The 21508-nt window shown below is 61.2% G+C and carries 18 protein-coding genes and 1 rRNA gene; 9 read left to right on the forward strand and 10 right to left on the reverse strand.

Going from position 1 to position 21508, the window contains the following annotated elements; translation table 11 throughout:
- Positions 1-129: 129 nt before the first annotated feature.
- The 4 genes from rrf (at position 130) to HX817_RS00020 (ending at position 4067) form a co-directional block, all read left to right on the forward strand.
- Positions 130-245 (forward strand): 5S ribosomal RNA (gene rrf / locus HX817_RS00005).
- Positions 246-501: 256 nt separating this feature from the next.
- On the forward strand, positions 502-1161 hold the full coding sequence (locus tag HX817_RS00010) for a paraquat-inducible protein A (protein WP_008437533.1): 660 nt from the start codon (positions 502-504) through the stop codon (positions 1159-1161).
- Positions 1148-1771 carry a paraquat-inducible protein A gene (locus HX817_RS00015; protein ID WP_003214366.1) on the forward strand — a complete coding sequence of 208 codons (624 nt, stop codon included), beginning with the start codon at positions 1148-1150 and terminating at the stop codon, positions 1769-1771. Before HX817_RS00010 ends, HX817_RS00015 begins: the two co-directional genes overlap by 14 nt.
- Positions 1764-4067 (forward strand): PqiB family protein, encoded by a 2304-nt coding sequence (locus tag HX817_RS00020; protein WP_003214369.1) that lies wholly within the window; start codon positions 1764-1766, stop codon positions 4065-4067. Before HX817_RS00015 ends, HX817_RS00020 begins: the two co-directional genes overlap by 8 nt.
- 170 nt (positions 4068-4237) lie before the next feature.
- Here the strand turns inward: HX817_RS00020 and mksF are convergent, their stop codons facing one another.
- The 3 genes from mksF to mksB are packed head-to-tail and all read right to left on the reverse strand — an operon-like array spanning position 4238 to position 9049.
- Positions 4238-7078: an Mks condensin complex protein MksF gene (gene mksF, locus HX817_RS00025; RefSeq protein ID WP_177039569.1), complete on the reverse strand. Its 2841-nt coding sequence runs from the start codon at positions 7076-7078 to the stop codon at positions 4238-4240.
- Positions 7075-7782: an Mks condensin complex protein MksE gene (mksE, locus tag HX817_RS00030; protein ID WP_003214375.1), complete on the reverse strand. Its 708-nt coding sequence runs from the start codon at positions 7780-7782 to the stop codon at positions 7075-7077. The genes mksF and mksE overlap by 4 nt, the downstream gene beginning before the upstream one ends.
- Positions 7772-9049 (reverse strand): Mks condensin complex protein MksB, encoded by a 1278-nt coding sequence (gene mksB / locus HX817_RS00035; protein ID WP_003214377.1) that lies wholly within the window; start codon positions 9047-9049, stop codon positions 7772-7774. The genes mksE and mksB overlap by 11 nt, the downstream gene beginning before the upstream one ends.
- Before the next feature lie 206 nt (positions 9050-9255).
- On the opposite strand from mksB, the gene HX817_RS00040 reads away from it, so the two are divergent.
- The gene (locus tag HX817_RS00040; protein ID WP_177039603.1) at positions 9256-9993 is read left to right on the forward strand and encodes an energy transducer TonB; all 738 of its coding nucleotides are present in this window, start codon (positions 9256-9258) and stop codon (positions 9991-9993) included.
- Entirely contained in the window at positions 9986-10438 is a 453-nt protein-coding gene (gene rimI, locus HX817_RS00045; RefSeq protein WP_003214382.1) for a ribosomal protein S18-alanine N-acetyltransferase, read from the forward strand. Before HX817_RS00040 ends, rimI begins: the two co-directional genes overlap by 8 nt.
- A 135-nt stretch (positions 10439-10573) precedes the next feature.
- On the opposite strand, the gene HX817_RS00050 is transcribed toward rimI, so the two are convergent.
- Complete coding sequence (locus HX817_RS00050; protein ID WP_003214383.1) at positions 10574-10978, reverse strand: hypothetical protein; 405 nt, start codon at positions 10976-10978, stop codon at positions 10574-10576.
- Positions 10979-11128: 150 nt separating this feature from the next.
- Here HX817_RS00050 and can point away from each other — a divergent pair, with 150 nt between their 5' ends.
- Positions 11129-11773, forward strand: a complete 645-nt coding sequence (gene can / locus HX817_RS00055) for a carbonate dehydratase (protein WP_003214385.1) — start codon at positions 11129-11131, stop codon at positions 11771-11773.
- Here can and HX817_RS00060 read toward each other — a convergent pair.
- The 5 genes from HX817_RS00060 to HX817_RS00080 form a co-directional block, all read right to left on the reverse strand.
- Positions 11770-12294, reverse strand: coding sequence for an SET domain containing protein (locus HX817_RS00060; protein WP_032899640.1), 525 nt, complete (start codon positions 12292-12294; stop codon positions 11770-11772). The genes can and HX817_RS00060 overlap by 4 nt on opposite strands.
- A gap of 171 nt (positions 12295-12465) precedes the next feature.
- Positions 12466-13635, reverse strand: coding sequence for a hypothetical protein (locus HX817_RS00065; RefSeq protein WP_177039570.1), 1170 nt, complete (start codon positions 13633-13635; stop codon positions 12466-12468).
- 122 nt (positions 13636-13757) lie between these two features.
- Positions 13758-15458, reverse strand: coding sequence for an acid phosphatase (gene acpA, locus HX817_RS00070; RefSeq protein ID WP_177039571.1), 1701 nt, complete (start codon positions 15456-15458; stop codon positions 13758-13760).
- A gap of 101 nt (positions 15459-15559) precedes the next feature.
- Positions 15560-15880 carry a hypothetical protein gene (locus HX817_RS00075; RefSeq protein WP_010177091.1) on the reverse strand — a complete coding sequence of 107 codons (321 nt, stop codon included), beginning with the start codon at positions 15878-15880 and terminating at the stop codon, positions 15560-15562.
- 137 nt (positions 15881-16017) lie between these two features.
- Positions 16018-17436: a short-chain fatty acid transporter gene (locus HX817_RS00080; RefSeq protein WP_008437512.1), complete on the reverse strand. Its 1419-nt coding sequence runs from the start codon at positions 17434-17436 to the stop codon at positions 16018-16020.
- A 188-nt stretch (positions 17437-17624) separates the two neighbouring features.
- On the opposite strand from HX817_RS00080, the gene HX817_RS00085 reads away from it, so the two are divergent.
- Positions 17625-18908, forward strand: coding sequence for an MFS transporter (locus HX817_RS00085; RefSeq protein ID WP_177039572.1), 1284 nt, complete (start codon positions 17625-17627; stop codon positions 18906-18908).
- A 105-nt stretch (positions 18909-19013) separates the two neighbouring features.
- On the opposite strand, the gene HX817_RS00090 is transcribed toward HX817_RS00085, so the two are convergent.
- Entirely contained in the window at positions 19014-20384 is a 1371-nt protein-coding gene (locus HX817_RS00090) for a gluconate:H+ symporter (RefSeq protein ID WP_177039573.1), read from the reverse strand.
- Between the two features lie 217 nt (positions 20385-20601).
- Here HX817_RS00090 and HX817_RS00095 point away from each other — a divergent pair, with 217 nt between their 5' ends.
- Entirely contained in the window at positions 20602-21507 is a 906-nt protein-coding gene (locus HX817_RS00095) for a cation diffusion facilitator family transporter (RefSeq protein WP_177039574.1), read from the forward strand.
- Position 21508: the final 1 nt, after the last annotated feature.

The following is a 21508-nucleotide window of genomic DNA, read 5'->3' on the forward strand; positions in this document are numbered from 1 at the left end:
AAGAGACCAGATTGCGGTGTGTAAAGACGAAACGAACCGAAAGTTCGAGATCTTGCAAAACACCGAAAGCTATCACATACCCAATTTGCTGAAGCGAGGCCAACTGGCCACGACTCAGTACCCGAATTTCTTGACGACCATAGAGCATTGGAACCACCTGATCCCATCCCGAACTCAGCAGTGAAACGATGCATCGCCGATGGTAGTGTGGGGTTTCCCCATGTGAGAGTAGGTCATCGTCAAGATTAAATTCCAGAACCCCTGATTGCTTATGCAGTCAGGGGTTTTGTTTTGCGCGGTCGGAAAGTATGGCGAGCTTGCTGGCGAAAAACTCCAACGGTAACGCGGGCTACCTGATGCCACGCATTGGTCTAAATCCCCTCGTCCCAATCCCCCCTCGCGCGCACAAACGCTACTGAATCCCCCGACAAATTTGCACAGTTATTTCTGAACCAGAACACTAGAATAGGCACCTAATCTTTTTTAGAGTCCGAGCCCTATATGCCCGACCCGGTTGATACCCTTGAGGTGTCAGACTTACCGCTGGACGAACTGGTGGCATGCCATGAGTGCGACCTGCTGATGCGCAAGCCGGAGCTTGCCCGCGGTGAAAAGGCCCAATGCCCACGCTGCGGCTACGAGCTGTACGCTCACCGCCACAACGTCGTTGAACGAAGCCTGGCGTTAGTGCTTGCGGCGCTATTGTTGTACGTCCCCGCGAACTTTTTACCCATCATGCAGCTCAATCTACTCGGGCAGTCCTCGCAGGACACCGTATGGACCGGCGTCGTCGGCCTGTTCGACACCGGCATGCAGGGCGTCGCCGTGGTGGTGTTCCTCTGCAGCATGGGCATTCCGTTGCTCAAGCTCCTGTGCCAACTGGCGGTATTGCTGAGCATTCGCTGGAACATCGGTCGCAGCTACGGCCTGCTGTTTTATCGCATTTACCACCACCTCAAGGACTGGGGAATGCTCGAGGTGTACCTGATGGGCGTGCTGGTGGCGATCGTAAAACTGGCTGACATGGCCACTATCACCGTAGGGCTCGGTCTGGCCTGCTTCGTCAGTCTGTTAATGGTCCAGATATTGTTGGAGGTGGTGATGTCACCTCACCAGATCTGGGAAGCGCTGTCAGGAGAGGATGCTCATGCGGGCGATTGATGCGGGCATTCTGATCTGTACCGAATGCCATGAATTAAACAAACAAGACCCGGACACCGACGAGCAAACCTGCACCCGTTGCGGTGCGCTGGTCCATGCTCGCCGGCCGAACAGCCTGACACGCACCTGGGCGCTGCTGATCACCGCGGCCATCCTGTACATCCCGGCTAATCTGTTGCCGATCATGACCGTCAGTTCCCTGGGGCAGGGCGATCCGAGCACCATCATGTCTGGCGTGATCCAATTGATGCAGCACGGTATGTTCCCCATCGCCGCTGTAGTGTTTATCGCCAGCATCCTGGTGCCCACCTTCAAGCTGGTTGGTATCGGGCTGCTGCTGTTCTCGGTGCAGCGTCACCAGCCACTTTCCGCGCAACAACGCATTATCATGTACCGCTTTATCGAGTTCATTGGCCGCTGGTCCATGCTGGATATCTTCGTGATTGCCATCCTGGTGGCAGTCGTAAACTTTGGGCGACTTGCCAGTGTCGAGGCCAATCTCGGTGCCGTAGCGTTCGCCAGTGTGGTGATCTTGACGATGCTTGCCGCAGTAACTTTTGATCCCCGACTGATTTGGGATAACACGGAGTCGGACGACGACCATGAGTGATTTGCCTAAGGCTAAAACCCGCCCAGCTTCCAACTGGTCGGCCATTTGGGTGCTGCCCCTGATTGCCCTGATCATCGGTGGCTGGTTGGGATGGCGTGCGTACAACCAGCAAGGTATCGAGATTCAGGTACGCTTTGAAAGCGGCGAAGGCATCCAGGCCAACAAGACCGAAGTGGTCTACAAAGGCATGTCCGTGGGTAAGGTCAAAACCCTGGCCCTGGATGACGAAGGTAACAATCGCGGGGTGATTGCTACCATCGAGATGAACAAGGATGTGGAGCAATACCTCAAGACCAACACCCGCTTCTGGCTGGTCAAGCCAAGTGTCAGCCTGGCCGGGATCACCGGCCTGGAAACCCTGGTCTCGGGTAACTACATCGCCGCCAGCCCAGGCGATGGTGAGCCGACGCGCAAGTTCAAGGCCCTGTCCGAAGAACCGCCTTTATCCGACGCCAAGCCCGGCCTGCACCTGACGATCAAAGCTGATCGCCTCGGCTCGCTGAACCGTGGCAGCCCGGTGTTCTACAAGCAGATCCAGGTCGGCCAGGTCAAAAGCTACCTGCTCTCCGAAGACCAGACCACCGTTGAAATCAAGGTCTACATCGAGCCGACCTACGCCAGCCTGGTGCGCAAACACACGCGTTTCTGGAACGCCAGCGGCATCAGCATCGACGCCAACCTTTCCGGCGTAAAAGTCCGCAGTGAATCCCTGGCCAGCATCGTTGCCGGCGGTATCGCCTTCGCCACGCCGGAGAACCGCAAGGACAGCCCACCGACGGACCCGAGCCTGCCGTTCCGCCTGTACGAAGATTTCGATGCAGCCGCGGCGGGCATCAAGGTCAAAGTCAAACTCACCGACTTCGAAGGCCTCCAGGCGGGCCGCACCCCGGTGATGTACAAAGGCATCCAGGTCGGCAGCCTGAAGACCCTGAAGATCGATCCGGACCTGTCCAGCGCCAATGCCGAGTTGACCCTCGACCCACTGGCCGAAGACTACCTCGTCCAGGACACCCAATTCTGGGTAGTCAAGCCGTCCATCTCACTGGCCGGCATCACCGGGTTGGAAGCGTTGGTCAAAGGTAACTACATCGCCATCCGTCCCGGCGACAAGGGCACCGCGCCACAACGGGAGTACGTCGCCCGCGCCAAGGCGCCGCCACTGGACCTGCGTTCCCCCGGCCTGCACATGGTGCTCTTCACCGACAACCTCGGTTCCCTGGATGTCGGCAGCCCGATCCTCTACAAGCAGGTCAAGGTCGGTTCCGTGCAGAGCTACCAGTTCTCCCGCAAGAACAAGCAACTGGTGATCGGCGTCCATATCGAGAAAGAATACGAAGGCCTGGTCAATGGTTCGACCCGTTTCTGGAATGCCAGCGGCGTGACCCTGACCGGTGGGCTTACCGGCGGCATCCAGGTGAAAAGCGAATCCCTGGCCAGCCTGATGGCGGGCGGTATCGCCTTCGAAACCCCGGAGCCGAATGTGCCGCTGAAAAAGCGCATCCCGCGTTTCCGTCTGTTCCCGGATCGCGAAGCCGCCAACCAGCACGGTACGTTGGTGACCATCAAGGTCGACCGCGCCGATGGCCTGCGCCCGGGTACGCCAGTGCGCTTCAAGGGCCTGGACGTAGGCAAGATCGAAAGTGTCGACCTGAGCGCCGACATGCAATCGGTGCTGCTCAGCGCGCGTATCACCCAAGTGGCCGACCGCATCGCACGGGCCGGCAGTCAGTTCTGGGTGGTCAAGCCTGAACTGGGCCTGATGAAAACGTCGAACCTGGAAACCCTGGTGACCGGCCAGTACATCGAAGTACAGCCAGCGACCAAAAGCATCGGCCCACAGAAGAGTTTCGTCGCGCTGGACAAGCCGCCAGAAGCCGTTCATCAGGAGGAGGGCCTGAGCCTGGTACTCAGCGCCGCACGCCGTGGCTCGTTGAAGGAAGGCGTTCCGGTCACTTACCGCGAAGTCACCGTAGGCAAAGTTACCGGCTACGAGTTGGGCCAGACCGCCGACCGTGTGCTGGTTCACATCCTGATCGAGCCCAAGTACGCGCCTCTGGTGCGCAGTGGCAGCCGGTTCTGGAACACCAGCGGCTTCGGGCTCGACTTCGGCTTGTTCAAGGGCGCGACTGTTCGCACTGAGTCCCTGGAGACCCTGGTCGCCGGCGGCATCGCCTTTGCCACGCCGGACGGCGAGCGTATGGGCAACGCTGCACGGCCCCAGCAGACCTTCCCGCTGTTCGACAAATTTGAAGATGAATGGCTGACCTGGGCGCCTAAAATCCCACTCGGCAAATAGACCGAGGCGCGGCCTTCGCGAGCAAGCCCGCTCCCACATTTGACCCAGTTCCCATTGAAGGAACCCGATTGAATGTGGGAGCGGGCTTGCTCGCGAAGAGACCCTCAAGAACACAAAAAAAAGGCCGCGATCCAGAAGATCGCGGCCTTTTTGCATTTCAGCGCAACTAATTAAACCTCATCCAGCTCCGGCTCATCCGCCTGCACATTCACCGTTGCCTTCACCACATCGTGACGACGGATGTACTTCCAGTCCGCCTCATCAATGTAGATCCCGTTCGGCCCGCTGCCGCCTTCCAGGTCGATTGCCACCTGGGCGGAAACCTGCGGCTTCACACTCGCCAGAATCGGCACGAAGCCCAGCTGCAAGCTGGTCTCCAGCAATGCTGCCTGATTCTTCTCATCGATGTCCGCGGCCTCATCGAGGTAGTACGGCAGGCGCACGCGACCGGCCTGGTCGCGGTCCATCAAGTGCAGCAACAAATACATGTTGGTCAGCGCCTTGATGGTCATGGTGGTGCCGTTGGAGGCGGCGCCATCGATGTCGGTGTGAATGATCGGCTGGCCGTTGACCTTGGTGATCTCGAACGCCAGTTCGAACAAGTCCTTGAGGCCCAACTGGTTATGGTTGGCCGCAACCAGGCGCGCCAGGTATTCCTTGGCTTCCTCGTTCTTGTTGTCCTGCTCGGCGCTCTGGCTCAGATCGAACACCGAGAGGGTTTCGCCTTCTTCATACTGGCCGGCACTCTGGATGATCTGGTCGATATGCTTGAGGGCTTCCTTGTTCGGCGCGAGCACGATGCGGAAGCTCTGCAGGTTGGACACCTGGCGCTTGTTGATCTCACGGTTGAACAACGCCAACTGGTGCTCAAGGCTGTCGTAGTCGCTGCGGATATTGCGCAAGGTGCGTGCGATATCGGTGACGGCCGCACGCCGGGCCTTGCCCAGGGTCAGTGCTTCATCGGTACGGTGCGCGTAAGCGTTGATCAGCAGGTGCAGGCGGCGCTCCATATCGTCTTCACTGTCGAACTTGGCCACGCCCTTGAGGCGCACCTGTGCGTACAGCGCGTCGATCTGGCCATCAGCGCGCAGCAGGCCTTGCCAGCTGTCCTGGTAGTCATTGAGCAGCGGCAGCAGGTTGTCCATGGAATCGTCGACCGGGTCCATGAACGGCGTACCAAACGGCAAGTCTGCCGGCAGCAACTGGCGACGACGCAATGCGTCATCCAGGGTGCGCTGCTTGGCTTCCATATCACCAATCTGCCGGCCTACCAATTGCAGCTTGGCCGACAGTTGCTGGACGCGCTCGGTAAACGCATCGCTGGAGCGTTTCAATTCGTCCTGGGCCGCTTCCATCTGCGCCAGGCTTTCCAGCTTCTCGCCTTCCTCGGCGCTCAGGGTTTGTGCACGGCGGAAATCTTCCAGCGCCTTCTGCGCGTCCAGTACCTGTTGGTACAGCGCTTCAGTCTGGGTCTTGCTCGCCGCGCGGTCGGCCGCCACGGCTTGCTGGGTTTTCAGTTGCTTGAGTTCTTTTTCCAGACGCTCTTTCTGGTCGCGCAACGCGGCGCGGTCAGCCAGTGCCTGCAACGCTGGTGGTTCAATGTGCGAGATGTCGATGGCCAGCCCCGGCACTTCAAAACGCTCGCCCTTGAAGCCATCAAGGATCTGCTCCAGGGATTTCACCCACAGGCCGTCCTCGTCCAGCGTGATGCCATGCTCACCCAGCGGCAAGCTGAACAGCGAACTGTTGAACAGGCGCATCAGACGCTCGACATCCTGCTGCGAGAATTCTTCCCGCAGCTTGGCGTAGCTGTTGTTGTCGGCGTGATCGAGTTGCTGCTTCACCGACTTCAGGCGTTTTTCCAGGTCCCGCAGACGTTCGTCCAGATCCTCGGCGCTGAACTGGCGCGACTGCGCCAAGGCCCCGGCCAGTTCATCGTGAGCATCCTTGGCGGCCAGCAGTTGCTGCTCCAGCACCTTGACGTCATCCACCAGCGCGAAGCGGTGCTTGAGCACCGACAGCTCACCCAGCCAGCGCTGAATCCCGCTGATTTCCCGCTCCAGGCGCATCAGCTCCTGAGTGCCGCCGCGCTGGTCGTTCTGCAGCGAATCCTGCTCGTTGCGGTAATGCTCGGCCTGGATCGTCAGCTCTTCCTTGCGCGCACTGGCGTAGTCCGACCAGGTGCCCAGCAACGAATCCAGCAGCGGTGAGAGGCGATGCAGCTTGCCCCGCAGAATGTCCCGCTGCTTCACGCCGTTGGCCAAGGCTTCTACCAGAGGGCCGGCAGCCACCAGCGAGTTGTAGTCCTGCTCCATGCGTCGTACATCGCGGAAGGCTTCTTCGCACGCCGCGATGTAATCGACACTGCCGGAACGCAGGCTGTGTTCGAACGCATCCAGAAACAGCTGCTTCAACTTGGCCGCGGTGATTTCCCGCATGTGCAGCAAATTGATAAACAGCGCGCGGAAGGTCTTCAGGCTCTGCTCGCTGGTGGAGCGCAGCGGAATCAGGGTCAGGTCCAGCGGGATCGACGTATGGCCGCCCACCAGCAAACGCCGCAGCTCATCGGGCTTGAGCTCATAGGCTTTCAGGCCTTCGCGCTCAAGGTTGGTGAACAGCTCTTTCTGGCGCAGGCAGGTGTCGTTCTTCTGGTAGTGCGCCAGGTCCAGCTTGCCGGCGTAGGCAAAGAACTGGTGACCGAAACCACCGCCCGGGCCGCGACCGACCACGCCGATCACGTGCGGGCCATGGGGAAGCGAGACTTCCACGAGGATGTAGCTGGTGTCGGTGGCAAAGTAGAAACGCCGGGATTGCTCCAGGGTGTACTTGCCGAAACTCATGTCCGACATGCGCGCCAGAATCGGGAACTGCAAGGCGTTGATCGACGCCGATTTGCCAAGGTTGTTCGCGCCGTACACCGACAGCGGTTCTTCCAGCGGGAACAGGCCCAGGCTGTAACCGGCGGTGTTCAAAAGGGCGAAGCGGCGAATGCCGTAGCGTTCCTTGCTCATGCGTCGGTCTCCTGTTCTTCGGCAATGGCGCGGGCCAGGGCGTCTTCTTCGCTTTCTTCTGCAAAGTCACTCAAGTCCAGCGGGTCATCGGTCTTCAGCAGTTTTTCATCGCTGTCTTCGTCGATGATCACCGGGGCCGGCAACGGCAATACGCTGTGGATGCTCGCGGCCAAGTCGCGGTCTTGCTGGACCGAGAGGCACACATCGAGGAAGCGGTGCATCGGCGGCAGGAAGCGGTAGATGCCGTTCTCTTCACCGGCAAAACCCAGCTGGGTCATGCGGCGCATGATTTTTTCTTCCAGTTCCTCGACGGTCTGTACTTCGGCCTGGATAAACAGGTCGCGGTACTTTTCCAGCAACGACGGCAGTTCGTCACGGCCCAGGCTGCCACCGTCGAGCACGGCGATCGGGTCGCGGCCCTGGTCGGCCAGGTGCTCGACGATGATGAAGGTGAACAACGCCAGGCGCTGGGCGGTCTTGTTGACCTGCGCGGCGGCCACGGCCGAGTCCGGCACGAAGTAGTAGAAACCCCGCGTGTCGCACACCAACTCAAAGCCCAGGGCCTTGAACAACGTGCGGTACTGGTCCTGGAAGTTCGACAGTTGGGCGTACAGCTCCGGGTCGCGGCGGCTGACGTGGTAACCCTTGAACAGCTCGCGAAAGATCGGCGCCAGCTGGGACAGTTCGGATAGATCAAGATGCATGAGGGGTGCTCGCAGAATTCCCGGCCGTATCAATACTGGCTGGAAGCAGGGCGAATGAGCGCAGGCTGACCTGGTGCTCGTGAGTGTGGTAATCCCGTCGTTCCAGACGTTCACGCTTGAAGCGTTTTTCCCGCGACAGGCGTGAGAACCAGTACAGCAACTCGTCGGTTGCGCCGTCCGGTTCCTGCTCCAGCAGCCAGGTCATCAGGTCCGGCATCGGCAGCGCGTCTTCACAGCGTTCGAGCATTTCCTTGACCGTGCGCGGTGCGCGAGGGGCTTCGCCCTTGTGGGATTTATGCGCCTTGGGGAAACGCGCCGGCTTTGGTTCGAAGTTGGCCAGGGCGTACACGTAGGCTTCGACCTGGCTGGCACTGCCAAGAAAGGTGCTTTGCGGCCGGGTGAACATCGGCATCGCCGCTTGCGGCACCGCGTCCAGGCCCTTGCGGCGAATCGCCGACAAGGCCAGCGCCGCGCCCCGGGTCACGGCATTGTGCCGGCGCGCTTCTTCCCGCAACGGCAGCAGCAGTTCCCGGGCGTGACGCAAGGTCAGTTGGGCGCTGGTCTGCATTTCGAGGATGCGCGCGTGGGTGCGCAGCAGCATGTCGTCGTCCACCAGGTGGCCGAGGCGCTGCTGCTCGGTGAGCATGCGCAACAGTACGTTTTCCACCTTGCGCACGCCTTGTTCGAAGGCGCCGTCGGCGTTCACCAGTTGAATCATCGGCTCGACGTATTCGTCCCAGGTCGCCAGTACTTCGGCGTAGCGCTGGCGCAACGGGATCTGCCGGTCGCTGGTCTTGGCGCGATCGGCCACGGCAGCGAGGGCCTGTTCGTCGTTGGCGAGTTTTTTCAGCACGTCGCGCACGCGCATGTCCAGCAGGCGCAATTGGCGCGCCAGGTCATGGCCGTCGCGGATGTCGAAGGCGTCCTGGATATAACCCGCCAGGCGCTCAAGGTGGCGCAGGTAGGCTTCGATTTCCAGGCACAGGCCTAGCCGGTGCTCCTTGCGAAGATACGCCAGGAAGTCGTGGATCTGTGCGTTGAGCTCGAAACGGTTCGGGCTCTTGGCGACAGGCACCAGGATATCCAGGCGAATCCACACGTCCAGCAGGCTGGTGATGTCCTGTGGCGTGCTGTCCAGTTGTTGGGCGGCCAACTGGGCGCGCAGTTCGCTGAGGCTCAGGGTGCCTTGGTCGAAGTGTTCGCACAGTGGCTCAAGCAGGGCCCAGTGTTCGGCGAGGGCGCGCAAGACGCGCTTGGGTTCGATCATCGGAATGGCCGGCTGGTTAGCGATTAAAAGCAGCGATTGTACTGCATCGGTGCCGGGATTTATCCACAGCCGGTCGTGAGGCGCTCACCGGAACGATCAACTGCGGGCGATCTTCGTCGAAGGGCGGTAGAATCCCTGTTCTTTAGTTATCCACAAGTGGCCGACCTTTGCTTATCGAGTCCCGACGTCGCGCTTACTTGACCGCCATGCAGGTGGTCAACTGGCTGCCGCGCACTGAATTACCGTTCGCCGCCCCTTCGCGGCCCGAGCTGCTGGAGGCCCCGGAACCGTTCGAGGCTTTCGAGCCTTCGGGTGAGGAGGCGGCTGCTCCGGTGCCGCTGGTCAAGCCCGTGGCAGAAACCCCGGTGGTCCGGCCAAAGGTCGAAGTGCCGCGCCCGTCGCCGGTGGCCAAGCCGGTCGTCGCCGAAGAGGCGCCTGCCGTGGTCAAGGCTCCGGTCGTACCGCCGCCACGCTTTGCCCTGCAACTGCTGCGGGCCGGGCGATGCCTGCTGCTGGTGGAGTTACCCACAGGCGAGCGCTTCCAGGCCCGCGACCCGGCCTATCTGCTGCTCAAGGACATGTTGCGCGCCGCCGGCCTGCCCGACAGTCCGCAAATCGTTGGCGAGCCGGTGCGCTGGCCGCTGCTGGCCCGGGGCACCATGGACCAGGGCCCGGAAGCTGCACGGGATTTTGTGCAAGGTTTTGTCTCGGCGCGCCTGGAAGACGACCCCTGCGTGTGCCTGTGGCTGATCGGCCTGCCCGCCGTGCGTTTTGCCGGCGAAGCGAATGCCGAGGCCTGGTACCGCGAACTGCAGGTCGAAGGCCTGGGCTCCGTCTGGGCCCTGCCGGGCCTGGAACTATTAATGGAAGAGCCACAGCGTAAGGCTGATGTCTGGCAAGCCATGCGCCGGCTGATGGCGCGCTGGAAAAGTACCGATGAGTGAAGCTTTATCCTTCCGCCCGATGACCGAGGCGGACCTCGACGCTGTACTGAAGATCGAATACGCAGCGTTCAGCCACCCCTGGACCCGCGGGATTTTTCTCGACGGGCTGGGCAAATACCAGATCTGGCTGATGTTCGAAGGCGAGCAGCAGGTGGGCCACGGGGTGGTGCAGATCATCCTCGATGAAGCGCATTTGCTGAACATCACCGTCAAGCCGGAAAACCAGGGCCGTGGCCTGGGCTTGAGCTTGCTGGAGCACCTGATGTCCCGGGCCTACGAGGCCAAGGCGCGGGAATGTTTCCTGGAAGTGCGCGACAGCAACACCGGCGCGTTCCGGCTGTACGAGCGTTATGGTTTCAACGAAATTGGCCGTCGGCGGGATTATTACCCCGCCGTCGGTGGCCGCGAAGATGCGGTGGTGATGGCCTGCACCCTGGTCGACTAAACACAGGGCCCAATGTGGGAGCGGGCTTGGTGGGAGCGGGCTTGCTCGCGAAGGCGATGGTCCAGTCGCCAGATGTAATGACTGACACACCGCCTTCGCGAGCAAGCCCGCTCCCACATTCAGTTCGGCAGGGTGTCAGCGGTTGCCGTCTACTGGATCGATATCGGCCAACTCGGCCTCATCCAGGCCATTGCCGCCGCCGATCTCGTCTTCATCGACGATACTCAAATCGTAATCCGCCGGATGGTCTTCACCTGCTTCCTGTGCATCCCGCGCGCCATCCTCATGGATCAGCGTTTCCGGGCTCATGTCATCATCGGTTGAGTCATGATCGTCAGTGGAAGCACCGGTCATCCCGGCTTCGCGCACCCGTTCGTCGGGCATCAGGTGCTCACGCTCCCGAGGCGGAATCTCGTCGCCGATTTCCGCAGTCGGTTCCTCCTTGTCAAAATCCAGCTCGCGCATTTCGCCCATGCGATCTTCGTTGTCATCAATCGGTTCCGGCTGTGTAGCGCCGTAGGGACGTCGTGATTCAGTCATGGCGATTCCTCATACTGTGGGGCTTATAGTGTGTGGACAGGCATGGCTCCCCAAGATTCAAGAAATTGCCGCCGGCTATCTTTATTGTTGGCGTGACCCGGACGGGCGGTCGAGTGTCAAAACTGCGCATCATTCCTGAGGCTTTCCCTGATGAACGAACTACAAGACTTGCTTGATAACAACGAACGCTGGGCGGATGCGATCAAACAGGAAGATCCCGAATTCTTCGCCAAGCTCGCCCGCCAGCAAACCCCGGAATACCTGTGGATCGGCTGTTCCGACGCCCGCGTGCCGGCCAACGAGATCGTCGGCATGCTGCCTGGCGACCTGTTTGTGCACCGCAACGTGGCCAACGTGGTATTGCACACCGACCTCAATTGCCTGTCGGTGATCCAGTACGCAGTCGACGTGCTCAAGGTCAAACACATCCTGGTGACCGGCCACTATGGCTGCGGTGGCGTACGCGCCTCGATGCAGGACAACCAGTTGGGCCTGATCGACGGCTGGCTGCGCACCATCCGTGACCTGTACTACGAAAACCGCGACGTACTGGCCCAGTTGCCCACGGAAGAGGAACGCGTAGACCGCCTGTGCGAACTGAACGTGATCCAGCAGGTGGCCAACGTCGGCCACACCAGCATCGTGCAGAACGCTTGGCACCGCGGGCAGAGCCTGTCGGTTCATGGCTGCATTTACGGGATCAAGGACGGCCGCTGGAAAAGCCTGAACACCACCATCAGTGGCTTCGAGCAACTGCCGCCGCAATACCGCCTGCGCCCGCTGGGTGCGGTCTAAGGGCTTTTGCGTTCGCGCCACTGCTCCATGAATTGCTGACCCTCGGGATTCAACGGCTCCTTCATGCCGGTGATCCAGCCCCGGCAGTTGAGCTCGCCGCACTGGCAGCGAAACTGTCGGAACAATACGTCCTCGGTGTGGGCGTAATCCATGGTCAGCAGGGCACCAGCGGGAATGGGCTGAACGGACCACAGTTCCAGGTACGTCATGTCGAGAAACGCGTTCGGGTTGCACGAGTGCGAAATCAGGCCGCTGAACCACGGGTCGTACAAGTGGATACGCGAGGACATCTGCACCGTATGCAGGCGCCGCTCATTCAGTGCGTAGCCGGACACCCTGGCGATGCACATACGGCTGTCAAAGGTGACGCGGGTCTTGACTCCGTCGCCTGAACCGTCTCGGGTACGCACCACTTCATAGTCGCGAGCGCGGGGGTAGCCGTGTTCGGCGAGGGCGGTCGCGAACGGGTAAAGACACTTGCTCACAGCGGTTTTAGCCTTGTCCATGGCTTGAGTTTTCATGACTCTCCAGGAGGGGCTGCATCGACCTGCCGGTGGTGTCTTGACTGCCAGTCTTGCAGCGGATGGGCGCGGCTCAAGACTCGCTTAAGTGGGAACCAATTTCTACTGTCAAATCTGACAGTAGAAATTGGCTATCTTTTATGTAGGAAAACGCCCTTCTTGCAGCCTGCTTCAGAGCGCCGGTGCTTCAATCGCCGGTTCTGGCACTGCGCTTTTCAATTGCCTCAGCTGGGTTTTGATCGCCGGCTGGGCACACTTGGCGTTCGCTTGATCGGGCGTCAGCTCGCGGATAGAGGTGTAGAACAGTTCGCAGGTCTGCTCCTTGCGCGTTACCTGCCAGGTGTTCATGCAGCCTTTGAGCTGCACATTCGGATCGCTGGCGGGCTTCTGGCCCATCGAGGCCTGCCAGCAGGCGGCGCTCAAGTCCTGGCCCATCACCTTCAAACCGGCCTCGTCGGCCTTTTGCTCGTCACCGTCGTAGGTGTCGGGGTTGGCGGCATACCAGATGTAGCTCGGGTGATTGGCACCCAGTACGGCGACCTGGCTCCCGACGGCCGGGCTGATTTGCGCCAGGCCCAGTACGGCAACGGTTTGCCCGTATTGCTGCTTGATCCAGCTGCGCACCGGCGCGCCGAAGGCCACCATCGGCAACGCGCCGCCCGCGTGCTGGCTCAGCTCCTTGACCATCCGGGTCTGGTAGTCGGTGAAGTAACCGTAGACGCCTTCCAGGTCCTTGCCCGCCGTGGCAGGGGCGGCGATCGGGGCGATGTCGATGATGGTCTGGTATTCCGGCGTCTGGGTCGCCGGGATGCCGTTGGCCGTGAGCAAGGTCGCCCAGCGGTCGGTGGTGGCCGACTCCAGGTAGTCCTGGAAGTGGGTCAGGGAATAATCCGGCGGGAAGTGCAGCAGCTCGATGCTCTTGCGGTTTTCCAGGGCCATGCCCAGCGGCAGGAACAGGTACCAGTTGAACTGCCATTTGCCATCACCATTGAGTTTGCTGGCGCCCTGGTAAGCCAGGTCGGCGGTATCGAGCAAGGTGGTCAACGGCTGGCCATAACCGTCTGGCACGCCGCTGAACGTGGCCAGCACCTGGTCATGCTCGGTTTTGACGCTGACTTTGCCCCGGCTGTAACCGTCGCGTTGCAGGCTCTGGTTCAGGTAGTGCTCGACGGTCTGTTCCAGCGTCCAGGGACGAAAACAGATGACGCTGCAATTGTTCGGGTACGCGAACAACTGGGTGACCCGTTGCGGGGTACCCAGCGGTACGGTGATATCAGCCTGTACGACCGCACTCAAGGTCAGTGCGGCCAGGGTGAAGGACAACCTGGAGAGTTTGAACATGGATGGTTCCCTGTCAGCGAAAGCCCGTCTGCGCGGGGTGAATGCCCACCCTCACACAGTAGCGGTTGACCGGGAAAAGCGCGTAGAAAAACTGCGCGCTTGTCGCTTTTAAGCAAATGCGTCTACACCGGGAAGTGCAGGGCATTGCTCAAATCCCCCATGGGCTTTTGGCCGCGCGCGGTCATGGCGTCGTCACGCTGCTTGAGCCCGTCGAGGGTTTCCAGCTGGAACACCCGGGTGATCAGACGCAGGATCGACGCGGTGTCGTAGACGGTATGGTCCACCGTGCCCTTGCGCGCGAACGGCGAGACCACCAGTGCCGGAATCCGCGTGCCCGGGCCCCAACGATCGCCTTTTGGCGGTGCAACGTGGTCCCACCAGCCGCCGTTTTCATCGACGGTGACGATCACCACCATGTTCTTCCACTGCGGGCTTTCCTGCAGCACCTTCAAGGCGCGGGTGATATGCCGGTCGCCCGAAGCGACGTCGGCGTAACCGGCGTGCATATTCAGGTTGCCCTGGGGTTTGTAGAAGGTCACCGCAGGCAGCTTGCCGGCCTGGGCATCGGCGAAGAACTTGTTGGTGCTGGCGTCATCCCCCAGGCCGCCATCGCGCAGGCGTTTATTGCGCTCAGCCGGGTTTTCCGGGCCTTGCTGCTTGAAGTAGTTGAAGGGCTGGTGGTGGTACTGGAAGTTCGGAATCTTCGGAATGCCGCCCGAGTCCTTGAACTGATCCAGCGTTGCTTGCCACGCACCGGCGTACCAGGCCCAGTCGACGTTCTTTTTCGACAGTTTGTCGCCGATGTGCTCGTGGGTTTGTGGCACCAGCACGTTAGGCAAGTCGGGCTTGGAGTAATCCGGGCGCTCGGGGTCGCGAATCCAGGTAGGCCAGTAAGGCGGGGCCAGGGTGTTCACGCCGAAACCGTCCGGGGTCAGTGCGCTGGGGCCGAATTGCGGCGGGCCGGTCATGGCGCTGGCCGGGGACTTGTCCAGAGGCTTGAGGCGCGGGTCGGTCGGGTCGTCGCTTTGCAGCGTGGCGATCTGTGCCTTGGCCACCGATTGCGCAGCGTTTGGGTACACCGGCGGGGTGGCACTGATCAGGTATTGGTGGTTGAGGAACGAGCCGCCAAACGCGCCCTGGAAGAAGTTATCGCAGATCACAAACTCCTTCGCCACGTCCCACAAGCGCAGGGCGTAACGGCTCTGGGCGTAATGGCCCATCAGCAGGCCGCCGGAGTCGCCCCAGGCGACGAACGCATCGTTTTTACCGCCATTGATCTGCATCTGGTTCTGATAGAACACGTGCCACAAATCCCGGGTGACCAGGCTCAGGGGCTGGTCTTCGCCGTTCGGGCCCTTCAGGGCGTAGGGGGCGTTGGGCAGGTTTTCCTGGTATTGCACTTCGCTGGGGTAGGTCACGCCATCGACGGTCTGCGGGCCGATTTGCAACACGCCGCCCCAGGTCGGGGGCAGCGTGCTCAGCAGGCTGCCGTCGCGGTCGCGTTGTTGATACTCAGCGGCGGTCAGGGCCGACAGGGGTTTCTCGACGCCGGGGAAATCAGCAAACAGGTTGTTGAAACTGCGGTTTTCGGCGTAGATCACCACCACGGTTTTAACCTGTTCGTGCAGAGCCTTGTCCAGCTCTTGCGGCGTCAGCGGACGCTCCACCGGCTTGCCGGGTGCCTCGCTGGTATTGCCGCAGGCACTCAGGGTCGCACCCACGCCCAGCACGGCCGCGCCTCCCAGGAAGCGCCGCCGGCTGGTGTCGACTGGCGGTTTGGCTTCAATGTCTTGGGAAGGGCGGTCTTCGTGCTCGTCGCTCATTGCTGGGAGTTCCTGCTGGTTGAATGTTGCAAGATATTTCGCAGGACGGTAGCAATGCAATGTGACGGAACGAAGACAGTGCCTTGAACGCTACAGGCCACTCATAACAAGCGCAGTGCCAATTGGCTGCCGGCGCGCAAGTACTCTACCTGGGACGCCAGCGCATCCTTGACGATGGCTTCGCCCGTGTCAGTCAGCTTGGCTTTCTTGGCATCGATGACGCAGGACTGCAGCAGTTGCATGGCCACATCCATGGCTTTCTGGAACGCCGTCACGTTGTTGTGCAGGCCAAACTCCTTGATAACAGTGGCCATGCGGCAATCGGCATTGTCGCGCAGGCCCTGGTACTCAACGAACGACACGTTGCCGTCCTTGTAAATAGCATTGATCAACTCTTCCAGCGATTTGGATAGGGGCGTCATCGGATTTTCCTTGGGGGGTGTGAGGCGTTATCCGAATCAGGTTAATCAAAGGCGTTGGCGGCAGAAATCAGGGGTTGCCACCGTAGTGAGTGGGACAACCCCGACGCGTTTGATCAGAAAGGTTACTGGCAGCTGCCCTATGGCATCACCGGCGGCAAATATTTAAGCGTCGTGCCCAACGCCCACAGCAGGAACAACACCAGCGGCGTATGCACCAGCAACTGCACAAACGAAAAGCCGATCAAGTCCCGCGCCTTCAACCCCAGCACGCCCAGCAGCGGCAGCATATAGAACGGGTTGATCAGGTTCGGCAGCGCTTCGGCGGCGTTGTAGATCTGCACCGCCCAGCCCAGGTGATATTCCAGGTCGTTGGCGACCTGCATCACGTACGGCGCCTCGATGATCCACTTGCCGCCGCCCGACGGGATGAAGAAGCCCAGCACCGCCGAGTACACACCCATCAACAGCGCGTAGGTGTCGTGGGACGCGATCGAGGTGAAGAAGGTCGAGATATGGTGCGCCAGGGTCGCGCCGTCACTGCCTTTCACCACGGTCATCAGCGCGGCAATCGAGCCATACAGCGGGAACTGGATCAGCACCCCGGTGGTGGTGGGTACCGCACGGGCCACCGCATCGAGAAAACTGCGCGGACGCCAGTGCAGTAGGGCACCGACCATCAGGAACAGGAAGTTATAGGTGTTCAGCCCCGAGATCGCGCTGATCGCCGGCTTGGTCGAGAATTCATGGAACAACCAACCGGCGGCCAGCAACGCCAGCAGGATGGTCAGCAACGGGCTGTGCTCCAGCCACTCGCCCGGACGGGTCGGCGGTTGCGGCTTGGGCATGTTGAAGGCCGGGTCGATACCGCAAGCCTTGGCGTCACGGGCGGAGTTCGGCCCGGGCGCGGTGGCGTAGGCGATGATCAGCGACACCACGATCAGCGCCAGCAACAGCACGCCGGACTGCCACAGAAAGATGGTGTCGGTGAACGGGATCATCCCGGTGATCGACAGGATCGACGGCGGCAAACTGGCCGGGTTGGCCTGCAACTGCGCCGCCGACGACGACAGCCCCAGCGCCCAAACGGCACCCAGGCCGAGGTAGGCCGCAGCACCGGCCGCGCGGTAATCCATGCGCAAATCCGTACGCCGGGCCAGCGCACGCACCAGCAAACCACCGAACACCAGGGACAGGCCCCAGTTGAGCAACGAGGCGACCATCGAAATCAGCGCCACCCAGGCCACGGCAGAACGGCCGTTCTTCGGGATGCGCGCCAGGCGGTCGATCAACTTCACGGCGGGCGGGGAGCTGGCGACCACGTAACCGCCAATCACCACAAAGGCCATTTGCATGGTGAACGGGATCAAACTCCAGAAACCGTCACCAAACGCCTTGGCGGCCTCGGTCGGCGCGGCGCCCATGCCCAGGGTCGCCACGGCGACAATGATCACGGCGAGGGCGGCAAACACCCAGGAGTCAGGGAACCAGCGCTCGGCGAAGTTTGAACAACGCAGGGCGAATCGGGCGTAGCGGCTGTCTTCGATAGCATCGGCCACGTTCAGTACCTCTATTTGTATTTATTATGGGGGCGGCAGTTTTGCTGCATGTTCCTCTACGGCTATTCATTTGGGAATGTAGTTATCTTCATTGATCAATGAGTAAAGCAAATATATCCGGCGAGATTGCCATCACCGGGCCCAGCTCATAACCTGCAGGCCATTTTGTTTGTCTGCCGAGCTTTTCCATGACTGCCACCTCTTATCCACAGGCGCAGCGTTTCTCCCGCTCCGACTACAAAACCCTGGGCCTGGCTGCCCTGGGCGGGGCCCTGGAAATCTACGACTTCATCATCTTCGTATTTTTCGCGCTGACCCTCAGCCAGTTGTTCTTCCCGCCGGAAATGCCCGAGTGGCTGCGTCTGCTGCAAAGCTTCGGCATCTTTGTCACCGGCTACCTCGCGCGCCCGCTGGGCGGAATCCTGATGGCGCACTTCGCCGATCACCTGGGGCGCAAACGGGTGTTCAGCCTGAGCATCCTGATGATGGCGCTGCCGTGCCTGCTGATCGGCATCATGCCCACCTACGCACAAATCGGTTATTTCGCACCGTTGATCCTGCTGGCGCTGCGCATCCTCCAGGGTGCGGCAGTGGGCGGGGAAGTGCCCAGCGCCTGGGTGTTTGTCGCCGAACACGCTCCGGACAACCATCGTGGTTATGCCCTGGGCTTCCTCCAGGCCGGGCTGACCTTCGGCTACCTGCTCGGCGCGCTGACCGCGACGCTGCTGGCGCAAGTCTTCACCCCGGCCGAAATCCTCGACTACGCCTGGCGCTTCCCGTTCCTGCTCGGCGGCGTGTTCGGCGTGATCGGTGTCTGGCTGCGGCGCTGGCTCAGCGAAACCCCGGTGTTCCTGCAAATGCAGGCCCGTCGCCAGGCCGGCGCCGAACTGCCGCTGCGTACCGTCCTGCGGGAACATCGCAGCGCGCTGCTGCCGGCGATGATCCTCACCTGCGTGCTCACCTCGGCCGTCGTCGTACTGGTGGTGATCACCCCGACCATGATGCAGAAAACCTTCGGCATGAGCCCCAGCCACACCTTCGCCCTGAGCGCGTTGGGCATCGTGTTCCTGAATATCGGTTGCGTGTTGGCCGGGCTGCTGGTGGACCGCATCGGCGCCTGGCGTGCGGTGTTGGTCTATAGCCTGCTGCTGCCGGTGGGGATTGCCGTGCTCTATGCGAGCCTGATTGCCGGTGGCGTGTGGCTGGGCGCAGCGTATGCAATTGCCGGCTTGAGTTGCGGGGTGGTGGGCGCGGTGCCGTCGGTGATGGTCAACCTGTTCCCGGCGCAGGTGCGGGTGTCGGGGATTTCCTTCACCTACAACATTGCCTATGCGCTGTGGGCGAGTACCACGCCGCTGATGTTGATCGCGTTGATGCCGACCAGCCCGTGGATCTGCGTGGGGTATTGCGTGGTGATGGGCGCGGTGGGCGCAGTGAGTGCGGCGCATTTTGGCAAGCGCCTACCCACCTGATCGTTCCCACGCTCTGCGTGGGAACGCCTCACTGGACGCTCCGCGTCCGCTCGTGTGACGCGGAGCGTCACGGATGCATTCCCACGCGGAGCGTGGGAACGATCATTACGTCAGGAAGTGCCACATCAGCAATGTGCCCACCAGGCCCACCACCGACACAATGGTCTGCAACACCGACCACACCCAGATCGTCTGCTTCAGCTGCAAGCCGAAGTACTCGCGCACCATCCAGAAGCCCGCATCGTTGACGTGGCAGAAGAACACCGAGCCGGCACCAATCGCCAGGGCGACCAGTGAGCTTTGCGTCGCCGCCAATCCCGCCATCATCGGCGCCAGGATGCCCGCCGTTGTCGTGGTGGCGACGGTCGCCGACCCCGTGGCCTGACGCAGCGCCACCGCAATCAACCAGGCCAGCAACAGGTAAGGCATGTGCGCGCCTTCGGCCACCTTGCTGATGGTCTGGCTCACGCCGGCATCCAGCAGGGTTTGCTTCAACCCGCCACCGGCGCCGATGGTCAGCAGCAGCACCGCGATCGGCGCCAGCGCCTTGCGCAGGGTGTTGCCGACATCGGCCCGCGGCATGCCGCTGGCCCAGCCCAGGCAAATCACCGCGGCAATCACCGCCAGGCCCAGCGCGATCAACGGCTCACCGAGGAACTTCAAGGTCAGTGCCACCGGGCTTTCCGGCGACATGGCAACCTTGGCCAGGGTGCTGCCGAGCATCAGGATCACCGGCAACAGGATGATCAGCAGCGACACAGCAAAACTCGGCTGGCGCGGCGCCTTGGGCGGAGCACTGAACAGCGCGCCAATGTCGGCCGGCTCATCCACGTGCATGCGCTTGGACAGCCAGTTGCCGTACAACGGACCGGCCAGAATCACGGCCGGCACTGCCAGGCAAAAGCCCAGCAACATGGTCAGGCCCAGGTCGGCGTGCAACGCGCTGACCGCAATCAGCGGCCCCGGATGCGGTGGCATCAAGGCGTGCAGGGTGGTCATCCCCGCCAGCGCCGGAATTGCGATTTTCAGCAGCGGCTGGTTCGAACGCTTGGCCATCACGAAGATGATCGGCACCATCATCACCAGGCCCACTTCGAAGAACAGCGGCAGGCCAATCACCATCGCCACCAGCGCCATCACCCACGGCAATGACTTGCCTTTACCCAACCCCAGCAGGGTGGTGGCGATACGGTCGGCAGCCCCGGATTCGGCCATCAACGCGCCGAGCATCGAGCCCAGGGCAATGATGATCCCGGCTTCACCGAGAATCGCCCCGGCGCCTTTGCTGAAGGCCTTGGCCACTTCTTCCGGCGGCAAGCCCGCGCCGACACCGGCGATAAACGTACCGATCAGGATCGACAGGAAGGGCGGCAGCTTGGTCGCGCTGATCAACACAATGATGCTGGCGATGGCCAGTAATACGCAGAACATGAGGCGGGTGTCGTGAACCATCCACGCGGCAGTCGATAACTCCAAAACGGGACTCCTTATCGAACAGGTTGGCTAATGTGTTTCTTTTTGTTTCCTGCTCGAAAAGCATACCTGATACAACGGTTCCAGAGCGTTCGTGTTCAATTTTGGTGCGCATGGCTTAACGCCCAGCTGACGGCGAGATGACAATTTTGCAACTCGTGCCGGTGGTTTTGGCCTATAGCTCTATGATCAACCGGACGACCACCCACGAGGATATTTCATGAGTGCAGGACACAGCCACGCCCAGGTACGCGCCGGCCACGAACGGCTGTTATGGATCGCATTGGCACTGACCGGCAGCTTTATGATCGCCGAGGTGATCGGCGCCTTTATCACCGGCAGCCTGGCGCTGTTGTCCGATGCCGCGCACATGATGACCGACGCCCTGGCGCTAGGGATTTCCCTGGTGGCGATCCAGGTCGCCAAGCGCGCCGCCGACCGCAAGCGCACCTTCGGCTATGCGCGTTTCGAGATCCTGGCGGCAGCGTTTAATGCGCTGCTGCTGTTCGGCGTGGCGTTCTACATCCTGTATGAGGCGTATCAACGCTTGCAGGCGCCCGCCGAGATCCAGTCCAGCGGCATGCTGGTGATCGCGGTGCTGGGGCTGGTGGTCAATCTGATTTCCATGCGATTGCTGAGTGCGGCCAGCGGCGAAAGCCTGAATGTGAAGGGCGCTTACCTGGAGGTCTGGAGCGACATGCTCGGCTCCATCGGCGTGATCATCGCGGCGCTGGTGATCATGTACACCGGCTGGGGCTGGGTGGATTCGGTGGTGGCGGCGGCGATTGGCTTCTGGGTATTGCCCCGCACCTGGACGCTGCTCAAGGAAAGCATGAACGTGCTGCTGCAAGGCGTGCCGGATGGCATTGATATCGACAAGGTGGAGCAGGCGATTCGCGGCGCTCCCGGGGTCAAGGACGTGCACGACCTGCATATCTGGGCCCTCACCAGCGGCAAAAATGTGCTGAGTACTCATCTGGTGGCGGATTCGGCGCAAGGCAGCGAGCAACAGATCCTCAGCCAGGTGACGGAGTTACTGCATGAACAATTCGATATTTCCCACGCCACGATCCAGATCGAAGGCGAAGGTTTTCAGCATGACGAGCACGACGAGGTGCATGCCTGAC

It is taken from the genome of Pseudomonas sp. C6002, assembly GCF_013385805.1.
Classification (GTDB): domain Bacteria; phylum Pseudomonadota; class Gammaproteobacteria; order Pseudomonadales; family Pseudomonadaceae; genus Aquipseudomonas.

Bases quoted from the DNA above. Each gene is read 5' to 3' on its own strand.
- HX817_RS00010 (WP_008437533.1), top strand. From the start codon at position 502: ATGCCCGACCCGGTTGATACCCTTGAGGTGTCAGACTTACCGCTGGAC.
- HX817_RS00015 (WP_003214366.1), top strand. From the start codon at position 1,148: ATGCGGGCGATTGATGCGGGCATTCTGATCTGTACCGAATGCCATGAA.
- HX817_RS00020 (WP_003214369.1), top strand. From the start codon at position 1,764: ATGAGTGATTTGCCTAAGGCTAAAACCCGCCCAGCTTCCAACTGGTCG.
- mksF (WP_177039569.1), bottom strand. From the start codon at position 7,078: ATGAGCAAGGAACGCTACGGCATTCGCCGCTTCGCCCTTTTGAACACC.
- mksE (WP_003214375.1), bottom strand. From the start codon at position 7,782: ATGCATCTTGATCTATCCGAACTGTCCCAGCTGGCGCCGATCTTTCGC.
- mksB (WP_003214377.1), bottom strand. From the start codon at position 9,049: ATGATCGAACCCAAGCGCGTCTTGCGCGCCCTCGCCGAACACTGGGCC.
- HX817_RS00040 (WP_177039603.1), top strand. From the start codon at position 9,256: ATGCAGGTGGTCAACTGGCTGCCGCGCACTGAATTACCGTTCGCCGCC.
- rimI (WP_003214382.1), top strand. From the start codon at position 9,986: ATGAGTGAAGCTTTATCCTTCCGCCCGATGACCGAGGCGGACCTCGAC.
- HX817_RS00050 (WP_003214383.1), bottom strand. From the start codon at position 10,978: ATGACTGAATCACGACGTCCCTACGGCGCTACACAGCCGGAACCGATT.
- can (WP_003214385.1), top strand. From the start codon at position 11,129: ATGAACGAACTACAAGACTTGCTTGATAACAACGAACGCTGGGCGGAT.
- HX817_RS00060 (WP_032899640.1), bottom strand. From the start codon at position 12,294: ATGAAAACTCAAGCCATGGACAAGGCTAAAACCGCTGTGAGCAAGTGT.
- HX817_RS00065 (WP_177039570.1), bottom strand. From the start codon at position 13,635: ATGTTCAAACTCTCCAGGTTGTCCTTCACCCTGGCCGCACTGACCTTG.
- acpA (WP_177039571.1), bottom strand. From the start codon at position 15,458: ATGAGCGACGAGCACGAAGACCGCCCTTCCCAAGACATTGAAGCCAAA.
- HX817_RS00075 (WP_010177091.1), bottom strand. From the start codon at position 15,880: ATGACGCCCCTATCCAAATCGCTGGAAGAGTTGATCAATGCTATTTAC.
- HX817_RS00085 (WP_177039572.1), top strand. From the start codon at position 17,625: ATGACTGCCACCTCTTATCCACAGGCGCAGCGTTTCTCCCGCTCCGAC.
- HX817_RS00095 (WP_177039574.1), top strand. From the start codon at position 20,602: ATGAGTGCAGGACACAGCCACGCCCAGGTACGCGCCGGCCACGAACGG.